The organism is Streptomyces sp. NPDC047706 (assembly GCF_043204795.1).
GTDB lineage: Bacteria > Actinomycetota > Actinomycetes > Streptomycetales > Streptomycetaceae > Streptomyces.
Genome location: NZ_JBIDCW010000002.1, coordinates 302,112 through 316,928, shown reverse-complemented (window position 1 = coordinate 316,928; position 14,817 = coordinate 302,112). Strand labels below are relative to the sequence as shown.

The 14,817-nt window shown below is 72.4% G+C and carries 14 protein-coding genes; 3 read left to right on the top strand and 11 right to left on the bottom strand.

Annotation, left to right across the window (positions count from 1 at the left end; all coding sequences use genetic code 11):
• The first annotated feature begins 73 nt into the window (after positions 1–73).
• Positions 74–931, top strand: coding sequence for an SURF1 family protein (locus ACGF8A_RS03385; protein WP_393103725.1), 858 nt, complete (start codon positions 74–76; stop codon positions 929–931).
• Here the strand turns inward: ACGF8A_RS03385 and ACGF8A_RS03380 are convergent.
• From ACGF8A_RS03380 to ACGF8A_RS03350, 7 genes are all read right to left on the bottom strand, one after another.
• A complete protein-coding gene (locus ACGF8A_RS03380) occupies positions 901–2,106 on the bottom strand; it encodes a hypothetical protein (RefSeq protein ID WP_393103723.1) in 1,206 nt (401 codons plus the stop codon). The two genes, ACGF8A_RS03385 and ACGF8A_RS03380, sit on opposite strands and share 31 nt — an antisense overlap.
• On the bottom strand, positions 2,103–2,765 hold the full coding sequence (locus ACGF8A_RS03375) for a SigE family RNA polymerase sigma factor (protein ID WP_393103721.1): 663 nt from the start codon (positions 2,763–2,765) through the stop codon (positions 2,103–2,105). The genes ACGF8A_RS03380 and ACGF8A_RS03375 overlap by 4 nt, the downstream gene beginning before the upstream one ends.
• A 313-nt stretch (positions 2,766–3,078) precedes the next feature.
• A complete protein-coding gene (locus ACGF8A_RS03370) occupies positions 3,079–4,131 on the bottom strand; it encodes an aspartate-semialdehyde dehydrogenase (protein ID WP_393103719.1) in 1,053 nt (350 codons plus the stop codon).
• Positions 4,128–5,405, bottom strand: coding sequence for an aspartate kinase (locus ACGF8A_RS03365; protein ID WP_393103717.1), 1,278 nt, complete (start codon positions 5,403–5,405; stop codon positions 4,128–4,130). Before ACGF8A_RS03365 ends, ACGF8A_RS03370 begins: the two co-directional genes overlap by 4 nt.
• 216 nt (positions 5,406–5,621) lie before the next feature.
• Positions 5,622–6,278, bottom strand: coding sequence for a DUF5063 domain-containing protein (locus tag ACGF8A_RS03360; protein WP_393103715.1), 657 nt, complete (start codon positions 6,276–6,278; stop codon positions 5,622–5,624).
• On the bottom strand, positions 6,271–6,870 hold the full coding sequence (gene recR / locus ACGF8A_RS03355) for a recombination mediator RecR (protein ID WP_171109735.1): 600 nt from the start codon (positions 6,868–6,870) through the stop codon (positions 6,271–6,273). Before recR ends, ACGF8A_RS03360 begins: the two co-directional genes overlap by 8 nt.
• Before the next feature lie 58 nt (positions 6,871–6,928).
• Positions 6,929–7,270, bottom strand: a complete 342-nt coding sequence (locus ACGF8A_RS03350; protein ID WP_393103713.1) for a YbaB/EbfC family nucleoid-associated protein — start codon at positions 7,268–7,270, stop codon at positions 6,929–6,931.
• Positions 7,271–7,568: 298 nt separating this feature from the next.
• Here ACGF8A_RS03350 and ACGF8A_RS03345 point away from each other — a divergent pair, with 298 nt between their 5' ends.
• Positions 7,569–8,318: an SLATT domain-containing protein gene (locus tag ACGF8A_RS03345; RefSeq protein ID WP_393103711.1), complete on the top strand. Its 750-nt coding sequence runs from the start codon at positions 7,569–7,571 to the stop codon at positions 8,316–8,318.
• A 40-nt stretch (positions 8,319–8,358) separates the two neighbouring features.
• On the opposite strand, the gene ACGF8A_RS03340 is transcribed toward ACGF8A_RS03345, so the two are convergent.
• The 4 genes from ACGF8A_RS03340 to ACGF8A_RS03325 all read right to left on the bottom strand — a co-directional run bounded on the left by ACGF8A_RS03340 (position 8,359) and on the right by ACGF8A_RS03325 (position 13,283).
• Entirely contained in the window at positions 8,359–9,882 is a 1,524-nt protein-coding gene (locus ACGF8A_RS03340; RefSeq protein WP_393103709.1) for a substrate-binding domain-containing protein, read from the bottom strand.
• Between the two features lie 145 nt (positions 9,883–10,027).
• A complete protein-coding gene (locus tag ACGF8A_RS03335; protein WP_393103707.1) occupies positions 10,028–11,944 on the bottom strand; it encodes a protein kinase in 1,917 nt (638 codons plus the stop codon).
• Between the two features lie 266 nt (positions 11,945–12,210).
• Entirely contained in the window at positions 12,211–12,675 is a 465-nt protein-coding gene (locus tag ACGF8A_RS03330) for a MarR family winged helix-turn-helix transcriptional regulator (RefSeq protein WP_393103705.1), read from the bottom strand.
• Positions 12,672–13,283, bottom strand: a complete 612-nt coding sequence (locus ACGF8A_RS03325; protein WP_393103703.1) for a type 1 glutamine amidotransferase family protein — start codon at positions 13,281–13,283, stop codon at positions 12,672–12,674. The genes ACGF8A_RS03330 and ACGF8A_RS03325 overlap by 4 nt, the downstream gene beginning before the upstream one ends.
• 171 nt (positions 13,284–13,454) lie before the next feature.
• On the opposite strand from ACGF8A_RS03325, the gene ACGF8A_RS03320 reads away from it, so the two are divergent.
• Positions 13,455–14,810: an aspartate aminotransferase family protein gene (locus tag ACGF8A_RS03320; protein WP_393103701.1), complete on the top strand. Its 1,356-nt coding sequence runs from the start codon at positions 13,455–13,457 to the stop codon at positions 14,808–14,810.
• The last annotated feature ends 7 nt before the right edge of the window (positions 14,811–14,817 follow it).

Sequence of the window (14,817 nt, the reverse complement as noted above, 5' to 3'; positions counted from 1 at the left end):
AGGTCCCCAGCCTGTGGAAAACTTCGGCACCCCGCGCCCCGCGGCACCCCACGCCCCCCGTACCTTTGGAGGCGTGTACCGGTTTCTGCTGACCCCCCGATGGTGGGGCATCAACCTCTTCGTGCTGCTCGCCATCCCCTTCTGCGTCTTCATGGGGTCCTGGCAGCTGAGCCGGTTCGAGGCACGGGTCGAGGACCATCGAAGCGCCGAGGAGCGGGCCGCCTCGGACGGGAAGCAGGCCGCCAGGCCGCTGGACGAGCTGCTGCCCGTCGACAAGGAGACCTCCGGCGACCCGGCGACCGTGGTCGGCCGGTACGGCGAGCAGCTGCTCGTGCCGGACCGGGAGCTGGACGGCCGTCGCGGGTACTACGTGCTGACCCTGCTGCACACCGACGGCGGCAAGGCCCTGCCGGTCGTGCGGGGCTGGCTGCCCGGCGAGCCGGACGCCGCGAAGGTGCCCGCCCCGCCCCGTGGCGAGGTGACCGTCACCGGTGCGCTCCAGGCCTCGGAGAACCCCGGTGAGAACGGCGTCAGCGCGCGGGCCGGGCTGCCCGAGGGCCAGACCGGGGCGATCAGCGCGGCCTCGCTGGTGAACCTCGTGCCCTACGACCTGTACGACGCCTGGGTCACGCTCGACGAGGGCGACTCCGGGATGCGGACGGTGCCCGTGAGCGCGGCGCCGGACACCGGGCTCGACCTCAAGGCCTTCCAGAACCTCGGGTACACCGGGGAGTGGTTCGTCTTCGCCGGCTTCGTCGTCTTCATGTGGTTCCGGTTGTTCCGCCGTGAGGTGGAGTTCGTGCGGGACGGCGAGATGGGGCTCCTGGCCACCGGCACCGCCCCGGCCACCCCGGCGGCCACCTCCTCGCGAGCTCCGGAGGGCCCGGACACCGAGGGCGCCTACGAAACCGACAGCACGCCCGTCCGGTAGACCGTCCCCGCGCACGCGTTCGGCACCGTCACCGAGACCGTGGGCGAGCCCGCCTCCGCCGTGTAGGAGACGACGACGCTTCCGTCCTTCGTGCCGCCCTCGGTCATCAGCTGCGTCGTCGTACCCGTGTCGCCGCCCGTGGAGCTGCCCGTCGTCGTGGTGCCGGGGTTGTCCGTGGGCGAAGGGTCGGGCGACGGGCCTCCGGTCTCGCCGCCGTTGTCACCGCCGGGGTCGGCCGGGCACGTCTCCGAGGGCACCCAGGCGAACCGCACCTCGTACGCCGCGCCCGGCTCCAGCACCAGCTGCGGGACCTCGAGGGCCGGGTCGGGCAGGCCCGCCGCCGCGTCGCCCGCCGTGTGCGCGGCGACGCTCATCCTGGCCGCGTCCGCCGCGCCCTGCGCGAGCGGGGTCACCGCGCCGGCGCCGCCGACGGTACAGCCGGCGGTGGAGACGTTGGTGATCCGGAACGTGCCGTACACCGCCCCGGTCGCGTCCGGGACCCCGGTGGTCGCGGTGGCCGAGCCGAGCTGGGTCGCCGTGCAGACCGGGGCGGCGACCGCGCTGGTCGCCGAGGGGTAGACGCCGTCGGTGCGGTCGTCGACGACACCGCTGCTCGGGGTGGGACCGGCGCCCTCGTCGTCCTTCTCGGAGCCGCCCTTGCCCTTGTCCTCGGCCGAGCCCGTGGAGCCGGCCGAGGTGCTGCCCGTGCCTTCGGTGCTCCCGCCCTCGCTCGCGCCGCCCTGCGCCGCCGAGCCGTGGCCGGCGATCGAGGGGCTGGCGTCGGGGCCGGTGGAGCTGGAGACGTGCACCAGTGCGGGGACGGCGGTGCAGACGAACAGCGCCGCGGCCGCCATGCCGACGGCGGCCTGCCGCTTGCGGGCCCGGCGTGCGGGCACCGCCCGCCGCAGATGGTCCAGCGTTCCGTCGCGCGGCTCGATGTCCTGCACCGCCTGGTGCAGCATCCTGCGCAGTGCCAGCTCGTCCGGGTCGAGGCCCTCGAAGCCCTGGTCGTCGAGGCCGTGGTTCACAGTTCCGTTCCCAGCGTGCGGTTGCTTCGGCTCTTGCTCGTGCGCCTCGGTGGGCTCACGCAAGTCATCGGGCGAGGAGTCGCCGGACGCCTCGGGCGCCCGGTCCCACCGCGCGGGCTCCTCCCGCTCACGAGGCTCTTCCGTCATGCCGTCGCCTCCATGGCGATCCGCAGCGCGGCGATGCCGCGGGAGCCGTACGCCTTCACCGAACCCAGCGATATGCCGAGCGTCTCGGCGACCTGGGCCTCGGTCATGTCCGCGAAGTAGCGCAGCACCAGGACCTCGCGCTGCCGGCGCTGCAACCCCTTCATCGCCTTGATCAGCGAGGCCCGCTCCAGCAGGTCGTACGCCCCCTCCTCGGCGCTCGCCATGTCCGGCATCGGCTTGGACAGCAGCTTCAGGCCGAGGATGCGGCGGCGCAGCGCCGAGCGCGAGAGGTTCACGACGGTCTGGCGCAGATAGGCGAGGGTCTTCTCGGGGTCGCGGACGCGTTTGCGGGCGGAGTGGACGCGGATGAAGGCCTCCTGGACGACGTCCTCGCAGGAGGCCGTGTCGTCGAGCAGGAGCGCGGCGAGACCGAGCAGCGACCGGTAGTGCGTGCGGTAGGTCTCGGTGAGGTGGTCGACGGTGGTCCCGGCCGCCGCCTCTTCGGCGCCGTCACGCTGACCGGGGATGCGGGCGGGCCGCGCTGCGGGCATGGGCGCGATCACCGGCATGCCGCCGGGCATGCGGGTGCGCACGGGCCGCCGGGGCGGCCGCAGGGCCGTGCCGCCGGCCACCGCGGGGAAGTCGAGTACCTCTGCCACGCCAGTTGGACACGTTCACCCCCGCCAGGGTTGTACGTGCCGGACGTCACTCTCGTTCTCGCGCCAGGCAGCCCGACCGACGCCGCCCCATATGCACCCATGCGTCCCGCTCTTCCCTTGCATCCCATACGAGCGAGCGTCCCCACGCCCGCCCGCCGGCGTCCCCACGCCTCGGATCAACGCGCCCCCAACACCCAGGAAGGGCGACCGCAAAGACGCTCCCCGCCCTCCGCGCGGTTGCGGAGGACGGGGAGGAAAATCCTTACGTTGATCCTACAAATAGATCAGGACATCGCCAGGGACAATTTTTCTCTCACGTCATCTCGGCGGCGACCAGTTCGGCGATCTGCGCGGTGTTCAGCGCGGCCCCTTTGCGCAGGTTGTCCCCGCACACGAAGAGCTCCAGCGCGGTCGGGTCGTCCAGCGCCCGCCGCACCCTCCCCACCCACGTGGGATCGGTGCCCACCACGTCCGCCGGGGTCGGGAACTCGCCGGCCGCCGGGTCGTCGCACAGGACCACACCCGGCGCGGTGGCGAGGATCTCCCGCGCCCGGTCCACCGTCACCTCGCCCTCGAAGCGGGCGTGCACGGTCAGCGAGTGCGCGGTCACCACCGGCACCCGGACACAGGTGACGGCCACGGGCAGCCTCGGCAGGCCGAGGATCTTGCGGGACTCGTCCCGCACCCTCATCTCCTCCGAAGACCAGCCGTCCTCCCGCAGCGATCCGGCCCACGGCACGACGTTCAGCGCGACCGGCTCCGGGAACGGCCCGGTGTTGTCCCCGACGGCCCGCCGTACGTCGCCGGGTCCGGTCCCCAGCTCCGTACCGGCCACCAGGGACAGCTGCTGCCGCAGCGTCCGTACGCCCGCCTGCCCGGCGCCGCTGACCGCCTGGTACGACGAGACCACGAGCTCGCGCAGGCCGAACTCGGCGTGCAGCGCGCCCAGGGCGACGATCATCGACAGCGTGGTGCAGTTCGGGCTGGCGACGATGCCGCGCGGCCGGACGCGCACCGTGTGCGGATTGACCTCCGGCACGACCAGCGGCACCTCCGGGTCCATCCGGTGGGCGGCGGAGTTGTCCACGACCACCACGCCCTTGGCGGCGGCGATCGGCACCCAGTGCGCGGCGACCTCGTCGGGGACGTCGAACATGGCGATGTCGACCCCGTCGAAGGCCTCCTCGGACAGGGCCACCACCTCGACCTCCTCGCCGCGCACGGCCAGCTTGCGGCCGGCCGAGCGCGGCGAGGCGACGAGACGGATCTCGCCCCAGATGTCCGCGTGCTGGGACAGGATCTGGAGCATGACCGTGCCGACGGCTCCGGTCGCCCCCACGACCGCGAGCGCCGGTCGTCCGGTCATCGGCCGGTGCCTCCATAGACGACGGCCTCGTCGCTGTCGGAGTCGAGTCCGAAGGCGGTGTGCACGGCGCGCACGGCCTCGGCCACGTCGTCGGCGCGGGTGACGACCGAGATGCGGATCTCGGAGGTCGAGATCAGCTCGATGTTCACCCCGGCGTCGGACAGCGCGGTGAAGAAGTCCGCGGTGACCCCCGGGTTGGTCTTCATACCGGCGCCGACCAGCGAGATCTTGCCGATCTGGTCGTCGTAGCGCAGCGAGTCGAAGCCGATGCCCGGCTTGTTCTTCTCCAGCGCGTCGATGGCCTTGCGGCCCTCGGTCTTCGGCAGCGTGAAGGAGATGTCCGTCAGACCGGTGGAGGCGGCGGAGACGTTCTGCACGACCATGTCGATGTTGATCTCGGCATCGGCGATCGTGCGGAAGATCGCGGCGGCCTCGCCCGGCTTGTCCGGCACGCCGACGACCGTGACCTTGGCCTCGGAGGTGTCGTGCGCGACACCGGAGATGATGGCCTGCTCCACGTGCTTTTCCCCTTGCTCGATCGGCTCGCTGCTGACCCACGTGCCCTGAAGTCCGCTGAAGGACGACCGGACGTGGATCGGGATGTTGTAGCGGCGGGCGTACTCCACGCAGCGGTGGAGCAGCACCTTCGACCCGGACGCCGCCAGCTCCAGCATGTCCTCGAAGGAGATCCAGTCGATCTTCCGGGCCTTCTTCACCACGCGCGGGTCGGCGGTGAACACCCCGTCGACGTCCGTGTAGATCTCGCACACCTCGGCGTCCAGCGCCGCGGCCAGTGCGACCGCGGTGGTGTCGGAGCCGCCGCGGCCCAGCGTGGTGATGTCCTTGGTGTCCTGGCTGACGCCCTGGAAACCCGCCACGATGGCGATGTTGCCCTCGTTCAGCGAGTCCCGGATCCGGCCCGGCGTGACATCGATGATCCGGGCTTTGTTGTGGACCGAGTCGGTGATGACACCTGCCTGGCTACCGGTGAAGGACTGGGCCGAGTGGCCCAGGTTCTTGATCGCCATGGCCAGCAGTGCCATGGAGATCCGCTCTCCGGCCGTCAGCAGCATGTCGAGCTCGCGGCCGGCAGGAATCGGGGAAACCTGCTCGGCGAGATCGATCAGCTCGTCCGTCGTGTCGCCCATCGCGGAAACCACGGCGACCACCTGGTGGCCGTTCTTCTTGGCTTCCACGATTCGCTTGGCGACGCGCTTGATGCCCTCGGCATCGGCTACGGAGGAGCCTCCGTACTTCTGCACGACAAGGCCCACGTGCGCTCCTCGCTCAGTCCGTCGTATGTTCCGCGGTCCACAGATACGCATATGCACCGCGGTCGGCTCAGTTTAACGAGCGTCCGGAAATCACCCTCGCGATATCGCATGGTGAGATCTCCGCCGCCCGCTCCGGGGAAGCACCTGCCCGCACACCGGCCGGGCCACTCGGAAAGTGCCCCGCATCACAACGTCATGAGCCGGCCGTCCCGGCCACTACGTCACCCGCAGGCCGAGCGGACCCGCGATCTCCTGCTGCATGACCTTGCCGGCCTCGATCTCCAGGGTGTCGTCGCCCATCCCCTGGTCGGTGTCCAGACCGTCCAGTTCGGCGAGCGGCTGGTCCAGGCGGACGTGGATGAGTACCGACTGCAGGGCGCGCAGGGTGGCGGACGCCGTGGGCCCCCAGTTGGAGAAGTAGGAGAACTGCCACCACCACAGGGCCTCCGTGGTGCGGCCCGCGCGGTAGTGGGCCATGCCGTGGCGGAGGTCGGTGATGACGTCCGCGAGGTCGTCGGAGATCCGGGCCGGGACGGGGGCCTTGCGCGGCTCGTAGGGGTCGAAGACCTCGGAGTAGACGTCGATCGGCTCCAGCAGCCGGGCCAGGTTCTCGCGGAGTTCGTCGACGTCGGGCTCGGGGCCGGAGTCGGGCTCGTAGCGCTCGTCCGGGACGATGTCCTCGTGGGCGCCCAGACGGCCGCCGGCCAGCAGGAGCTGGGAGACCTCCAGCAGGAGGAAGGGCACGGCCGAGGCCGGCTCGTCGCCACGGGCCACCTCGGTGACGGCTACCAGAAAGCTCTCTACCTGGTCCGCGATCTGGACCGCGAAGTCGTCCGGGTCGCGGGTCGTGGAGTGCAGCGTGGCGTCAGACATCTAGGAGTCGTCTCCCCTCGAAGGCGCGGCCGAGGGTCACCTCGTCCGCGTATTCCAGGTCGCCGCCCACTGGGAGGCCGCTGGCCAGGCGGGTGACCTTCAGGCCCATGGGCTTGATCATGCGGGCGAGGTACGTCGCCGTGGCCTCGCCCTCGAGATTGGGGTCCGTGGCCAGGATCAGCTCGGTGACCGTGCCGTCGGCCAGGCGGGCCAGCAGTTCCCGTATCCGCAAGTCGTCCGGGCCGACGCCCTCGATCGGGCTGATCGCGCCGCCGAGCACGTGGTAGCGGCCCCGGAACTCGCGCGTGCGCTCGATGGCGACGACGTCCTTGGGTTCCTCGACCACACAGATCACCGCCGGGTCGCGGCGGCTGTCACGGCAGATCCCGCACAGCTCCTCCTGGGCGACGTTGCCACAGGTGGCGCAGAAGCGGACCTTCGCCTTGACCTCCAGGAGGGCGTGCGCGAGCCGGCGGACGTCCGCCGGCTCGGCCTGCAGCACGTGGAAGGCGATCCGCTGGGCGCTCTTGGGACCGACGCCGGGAAGCCGCCCCAGTTCGTCGATGAGGTCCTGAACCACGCCTTCGTACAACGGACTGCCGCCCTTCTCGGTGTTGTTCAGTACGTACGGTAGTTTCCCGCAGCCTGTCCTAGAAGGGCAGTCCGGGGATGCCACCGCCGCCCAGGCCCTGGGCCAGCGGGCCCAGCTTCTGCTGCTGGAGCGCCTGCGCGTTCTCGTTGGCCGCGTGCACGGCCGCCACGACCAGGTCGGCGAGGGTCTCGGTGTCCTCCGGGTCCACCGCCTTCGGGTCGATCCGCAGGGCGCGGAGCTCACCGGCGCCGGTCACCGTGGCCCGCACCAGACCGCCGCCCGCCTGGCCGTCGACCTCCGTCTGCGCCAGTTCCTCCTGCGCCTTCGCCAGGTCCTGCTGCATCTTCTGGGCCTGCTGCAGCAGCTGCTGCATGTTGGGCTGGCCACCACCGGGGATCACGATCAGCTCCTCTTCCGGGGCTCACGAGACGCGGGGTTTTCCCGCTCAGCACGAGCCTACGTGGTCCACGCGGCCGTCGCCCCAGCACTCTTTCGAGTGAGAGGACTGCATTTCCTATACCTGATCAAGACCCACTTCCGGGCGGAAAACAGGGGAAAGCAGGGCCTTCGCCACCCATTGGGAGGTAGGAAGGGTCACGGCGCATCGGCGTCACCATCAGGCGGGATGTCGTGACGACACCTGCGCCGTAACGAGGTGTCACGCACCGTGATCAGCTGTGGTCGATAGGGAGTGCCGGGTGGGTCAGCCGGAGATGCAGCCCGAGGGTCCGCCTCAGGACGGGCGGGGCGAGGGTGCGGCCGGTCTGCGGCCGGGCGATCTGGCCGGGCGGTCGTTTCCGCTCGGTGACTGGGCGGAGCCCGCCATGCGCCTGGACGAGCTGTACCGGTGGGTGGAGCGCGGGGCCCTGGACACGGCGGCCTGGTATCTCGCCGACCGGGTGTGGAAGCGGCGGCAGGCCAGGGGCCTGCGGTGCGGGGCGGCGGTGGGCGCCGTGACCGGGGCCGCGCTGCCGTTCCTCGACCTGACCGGGGTGGTGGGCGGTGTGGCGCCCTGGGGGTACCTGGCACTGCTGCTCGCGGTGTCGTGCGTGGCGGTGGACCGGTACTTCGGCGTGACGTCCGGGTGGATGAGGGACATGGCGACCGCGCAGGCCGTGCAGCGCAGGTTGCAGGCCCTGCAGTTCGACTGGGCGGCGGAGAGCGTGCGGGAGGTGCTCGGGCCCACGGAGGGGACGGCCGGGGAGGCGGCCGAGCGGTGCCTCGGGGTGCTGCGGAGGTTCACGGAGGACGTGACGGAGCTGGTGCGCACCGAGACGGCGGACTGGATGGTCGAGTTCCGGACCGGGCCGGCGCCGCTCGGGATCCAGTCGGCCCTGGTGCCGGGTGGCCGGCCGGAGGGTGCGGCCGGGCAGGGCAGGTTCCCGTTGCCCCCGGGAGCGGCGGCCCGCCCCAACATGCCGCGGCAGCGCCCGCCCGAGCCCCGGTGACCCGCCCGTGGCCGCCGCTGCCGCCGAACCCGCGGGGGCCTCAGCCGCACAGGCCCGGATCACGCAGGCACGGCAGGTGCCCCTTGTCGCGGATCACGTCCTGGCTGGTGGACTCGTCGACGTAGGCGAGGAAGCCGGCGGCCAGGGAGCCGGGCCGGGGCACGCCGTAGGTGTAGGCGTACTCGACGTCCTTGTACGGGTAGCGGCTGCCGCCCAGCTCGATCTGCCGGTCGTCGGGCTGGTCGCCGGCCAGGGCCACCCGGTTCACGTCGTCGCCCCGCGCCCTGGCGAGGCCGAGTTCGCTGTAGCCGATCGCGCCCGGCTGTTGCCCGACCTTGTCCAGCACGGCTGCGGTCGAGCCGAGTTCGCAGCGCGTGACGCTGTCACCGGCCCGGGCGGGCGGGCGGCAGTCCAGTGACGTGCTCGGCGCCTGCTCCCACCCGCGCAGCACCCGGTCCTGGAAGATCTGCCGCGTGCCGGACTCGTCACCCCGGCTGACCAGGACGATGGGCAGGTCGGCGATCTCCTTCGCACCGGGGACGACCTGCCCCCAGCGCTGGTACCGGCCCGCGTAGATCTCCCGCACCTCCTCCAGGGAGAGTCCGTGCGGGCCGAGTTCGACGTCAGGGTGGACGACGAGGGTGAAGACGGAGAGCGCGACCCGTTCCCCCGTCAGGTCCCAGCGTTCACCCATCGGGCCGTCCGAGAAGGCGATCACCGACCGGGCGGCGTTCCTCGACTCCGCGCCCAGCTCGGCGAGCTCGGCGACACCGTCCTCGCTGCCCCGCGCCTCGACCGTGATGTCGGCGCCCTCGCACTTGTTCTCGTACTGCTCGGCGAGCGTGCTGACGACGGGCTCGAAGGCGGTCGAGCCGGTCACCCTGAGCTCGCCCTGCTCGCACTCGATCGGGTTGCCGTCACGCAGCACGATGATGCCGGCGAGGAGGATCAGGGCGAGGGTGAGCGCGGCGCTGAGCAGCCGGGCCGCGGGACTGAACGTGCGCTGCTTCTCGTCCGGCTTCGGAGCGCTGTTGCGGTGCACCTTGCCGTCCCGGAGGCCACCGATCAGCTTGACCTCCCCTTCCGCCGGTCCGCCGGAGAGCAGCACGAGCAGCTTGAAGTGGTCGCCCGGGTTGAGCGGCACCCGGGGGATGGTCACCGTGCTGCCGACGTGCTCGAAGCCGTTGGCGTTCGTGAAGTGGCTGTTGAGATGGTCGATGCCGGACGGCTGGGTGACGGCGACGGCCTGGACCGTGCGTCCCGTGAAGTCGGCGGTCAGGCCGTGCACCTCGGACGAGGTGTAGTCGTTGTCGGCGACGCTCTGGGAGCCGTCGTTCTCGATGCGCAGCAGGACGAGCGAGGCGTCGGCCATGTTCGGCACGTCGAAGTCGCCGAGGCGGGGGTTGGACGCGCCGTCGCCTATCGGACTGTCCATCTGCACGCGGTAGCCGATCAGTTTGCGGCGCGGCACCCGGCGGTCGTAGAGGAACATCACGATCGGCACGAGGAGACCGAGGACGGACGTGCCGATGGCGATGACGTTCTCGATGTTCAGCCACTCCACTGGTGGTCCCCCGCCACTCCCAGAGCTCGGATCGTGGGGTCACCGTACGTCTGTCCGAACCGCCCGTCAGGGCCCCGTCGGCAATGTTCGCCGGCCGTTCAACTTCCCCACGGGGCGCGTGACTTCCGCCGTCTCCCGGCGCTCGTCACTGGCGCCGGTACGTCAGTTTCTCCCCGGTGGCCCCGTTCAGGCGCTGGAGGCTGCCGTCCGGCTGGAGGGTGACCTCGGTGGCCGCGCCCGGGGTGCAGGCGGTGGGCGGTTCGCCGGCCGTCACGGTGGACGGGCCGACCCGCACCGGGCCGTCCGCGCCCGGCTGCTCCGCCAACCGGGCCTGGAACACGCAGTGGTAGCCGCCGCCGTCCGCGGCGGGCCCGTCCGCCACCAGGGACAGGACGGTGTCGCCCACCTCGCCCTGCTGGAGGGTGAGCCGCCGGGTGTGCCGCCCGCTCGCGTTCTCGATCGTGGTCGTCCAGGTACCGAGGTAGCGGTCGGGTATCGGACCGCCGGGGGGCGTGGACGAGACCGGCGGTGAGGGCTCGGGCTCAGGGGTGGACGCCTCGGGGCCGCTCGGGGCGGAGGAACCGACGGGCGCGGAGGCGGTCGGACCGGCCTGCGGCTCCTCGCTGCCGTCCATCAGCGCGTACACCGTCCCGCCGGCGGCGAGCGCGACGACCAGTGCCATCGCCACCAGCGCCACGGTGGTGCGGCCGCTTCTGCCCGGCGGCTCCTCGGGGGCGCCGGTGGGAGGACTGCCGTAGGGCGGGGTGGCGCCGTACCCGGCCGTGTAAGGGCCGGTTCCGTAGGAGGAGTTCCCGTACGGGCCGTCGCCGTACGGGCCGTCGCCGTATAGGCCGGATGCGGGCGCGCCGCCGCTCCGGGGCCCGTAGGCGGGCACGTACGGCGGTGGCGGCGCCGCGCCCGGCGCCGCGCCGGGGCCCTGGGGCTGCTGGGGATGGCCGTGCCCCTGCTGCGGACGGCCGTACGCCGGGTGCGGCGGGGCCGGGGGCGCGGTGCCCTGGGCCGCGGCCACGGTGGGCATCCGGTCCAGCGGCTGCGGCCCGGCGCCCGGCGGTGCCGCCTCGTCGGCGGGGGACGCGTGCTCGGGCGACGCGCCCCGGTCGGCGTCGGTGCCCTCGGCCGCCTCCGGATCCTCCGTGTCCAGCAACTGCACCGCGTGCCGCCCGAGTTGGGCGACCAGCCCGCCCGGCAGCCAGGGGTCCCGGGACCGCCCGCCCGTGACGGTGTCCTCCGCGCCCGTGCGGCGCAGGATGTCGTCCAGCGAGGGCCGGGCGGCCGGTTCCTTGCGCAGACAGTCCCGCACGAGGTCGGCGATGCCCTCGGGCACCCCGTCCAGGTCCGGCTCCTCCTGGGCGATGCGGAACATCAGGGCGTGCACCCCGCTGTCCGCGCCGCCGAAGGGAAGTCTGCCGGTGGCGGCGTAGGCCAGCACGGAGCCGAGGCAGAAGACGTCGCAGGCGGGCGTGATGCGATCGCCGCGCACCTGCTCCGGCGCCATGAAACCGGGCGAGCCGACGAGCGCGCCGGTCCGCGTCAGGCCGCCGTCGGTCACGGTCTCCATCGCCCGCGCGATCCCGAAGTCGATGACCCGCGGCCCGTCGATGGTGACGAGCACGTTGGACGGCTTGAGGTCCCGGTGCACGATCCCGGTGGCGTGGATGTCCTTCAGCGCGTGCGTCAGCCCGGCCCCGAGGATCCGCACGGAGCGTTCGGGCAGCGCCCCGTGGTCCCGGCCCACGACCTGCTGCAGGCTCGGACCGGCGACATAGCCGGTGGCCACCCACGGCACGGCCGCCTCGGTGTCGGCGTCGAGCACGGGCGCGGTCCAGTGGCCGCCGACCTGCCGCGCCGCCCGCACCTCCTGCCGGAACCGCGCGCGGAACTCCTCCTGCGCCGCGAGCTCCTTGCGCACCAGCTTGACCGCGACGGTCCGCCCCCGGTCCGAGCGCGCCAGATACACGTGCCCCATACCGCCGGCACCGAGCCGCGCCAGCAGCCGGTAGGCACCGATCCGCGGTGGATCCCCAGGCCCCAGTCTGTCCACGGCGAACCCGCCTCCCCCATCCGCCCCTGTGCGTTGACCGAAGAATAATGCGGCGGCCCCAGGAGACGGCGGGTCCGGTTTCTGCGGTTCCGTAACGGCGATCCGGTGCGGCGGGCTCCGCCGGCGGGTTCGTGGCGACGGTTCCGCGAAGCCGCCTCCGTGCCGACGCCTCCGTGCCGACGCCTCCGTGCCGACGCCTCCGTGAGGGCGCCTCCGTGAGGGCGGCATCTCGCCCCTCTGCCCCGCGGCGCGGAGCCCCGCCGCTGCTACGGCTCCCCGGCGTCCGTCGGCTTCCCCACCTCGTCGAGCACCCGCGACAGCCGCTCCAGCACCCGTACGGTCTCCTCGAACTCCTCCTCGCCCAGCGCCCGGGCCAGCCGGTCGGCGAACTCCGCGTGCCCGGGGCCGATGCGGCGCACCGCCGCGACGCCCGCCTCGGTGGGGGCCAGGAGCTTGGCGCGCCGATGGGTGGGGTTGGGGCGGTACTCGGCGAGGCCCCGCTCGACCAGCAGGTCGGCGATGCGCTGGACGCTCTGCCGGGTGATGCCCATCTCCCGGGCGATCCCGGCGACGGGCAGCGGCTCGCCCAGCACCGCGCCGAGCACCTGCCACCAGGCCGCCGTGAGCCCGGCCGGGCGGGCCAGGTCCTCCGCCACCGCGAGGAACTGGCCGTTCAGCCGGAAGACGCCGAGCGCCCCCCGGCTGAACAGGTCCTGCCGCCGGTGGCTCACCGCGCACCCGCCTGTTCGAGAACGGCGTACGCCCCGGCGTCGGAGTCGTGGAACAGCCGGTACCAGGCGTCGAGCACCTCGCCTTCGTACACCCCGAGCAGCCCGAGGATCTCCCGCGCGAAGGCGACCGGCTCGGTCGGCCCGGCGGTGATCAGGCCGCCGTCGGTGACCGCGTCGGCCTCGACGTACCGGTCGCCGCCCTGGTAGCCGGTGGCGGCGAGGTAGAAGGAGACGGCGCTGGTGTGGTCCCGGTCGTCGAGCAGGCCCTCGCGGGCGAGCCCTGCGGTGGCCCCGCAGATCGCGGCGACGGGCACCCCGGCGGCCAGGAACTCGCGGGCCTTGCGGGCGACCGGGGCGAGATCGTCGCCCGCGTCCCAGAGGTCGGCGCCCGGGAGGATCAGCAGCGAGCTGTCCTCGGGCCGTACGGCGTCCAGGGCCAGGTCGGGCCGGATGCGCAGTCCGCCGAGGCTGGTGACCGGGTCGGCGGTGACGCCGACGGTGCGGATCTCGTGCCCGGCGCGGGCGAGGTACGCCGTCGCGTGGCCGGTCTCCCAGTCGGCCAGGGTGTCGTAGACGGCCAGGTGGACGGGCTTGCGAGCGCTGTTCATGACTCCTCCTCGGGCCATGCGGCAGGGTCGGATGACAGGATGCTGTCATTTTCGACAGCATCCTGTCAACTATCCTCACGAGCCACCGTCGACAACCTGTCGCGGAATGCGTGAGACCACAGACAGGACGCCGATGTCGCGTCCGCATCCCGGACATTTACGCTCGGCCGCATGACCCCTCAGCCCCATCCCGCCGCCGGCGCCGCCGTGAAGGCGGCGGACCGCGCGCACGTGTTCCACTCCTGGTCCGCGCAGGAGCTCATCGACCCGCTCGCCGTCGCCGGTGCGGAGGGGTCGTACTTCTGGGACTACGACGGCAACCGCTACCTGGACTTCACCAGCGGCCTCGTCTACACCAACATCGGCTACCAGCACCCGAAGGTCGTCGCCGCGATCCAGGAGCAGGCCGGGACCCTGTCCACCTTCGCGCCGGCCTTCGCCGTCGAGGCACGCTCCGAGGCGGCCCGTCTGATAGCCGAGCGCACCCCCGGCGACCTCGACAAGATCTTCTTCACCAACGGCGGCGCCGACGCCGTCGAGCACGCGGTGCGGATGGCACGGCTGCACACCGGCCGCCCGAAGGTGCTGTCGGCCTACCGCTCGTACCACGGCGGCACCCAGCAGGCCGTGAACATCACCGGCGACCCGCGCCGCTGGGCCAGCGACAGCGGCACCTCCGGCGTCGTGCGCTTCTGGGCGCCCTTCCTGTACCGCTCCCGCTTCTACGCCGAGACCGAGGAGCAGGAGTGCGCGCGGGCGCTGGAGCACCTGGAGACGACGATCGCCTTCGAGGGCCCGGCGACCGTCGCCGCGATCGTCCTGGAGACGATCCCGGGGACCGCCGGGATCATGGTGCCGCCGCCGGGGTATCTGGCGGGCGTCCGCGAGCTCTGCGACAAGTACGGGATCGTCCTCGTCCTCGACGAGGTGATGGCCGGGTTCGGGCGCACCGGTGAGTGGTTCGCGGCGGACCTGTTCGGCGTCGTACCGGACCTGATGACCTTCGCCAAGGGCGTGAACTCCGGCTATGTGCCGCTCGGCGGCGTCGCCGTCTCCGGGGAGATCGCCGCGACCTTCGGCAAGCGGCCCTACCCGGGCGGACTGACCTACTCCGGCCATCCCCTCGCCTGCGCCGCCGCCGTCGCGACGATCAACGTGATGGCCGAGGAAGGCGTCGTCGAGAACGCGGCGCGGCTCGGCGCCGACGTCGTCGGCCCGGCGCTGCGGGAGCTGGCGCGGCGGCACCCGTCCGTGGGCGAGGTGCGCGGCACCGGCATGTTCTGGGCGCTGGAGCTGGTGCGGAACAGGGAGACCCGCGAGCCGCTGGTGCCCTACAACGCGGCCGGTGAGGCCAACGCGCCGATGGCCGCGTTCGCGGCGGCGGCCAAGGCAAGCGGGGTGTGGCCTTTCGTGAACATGAACCGTACACACGTCGTCCCGCCGTGCAACGTGACCGAGGCCGAACTCAAGGAGGGTCTGGCGGCGCTGGACGCGGCCCTGTCGGTGGCCGACGAGCACACCGAGTAATCACGGC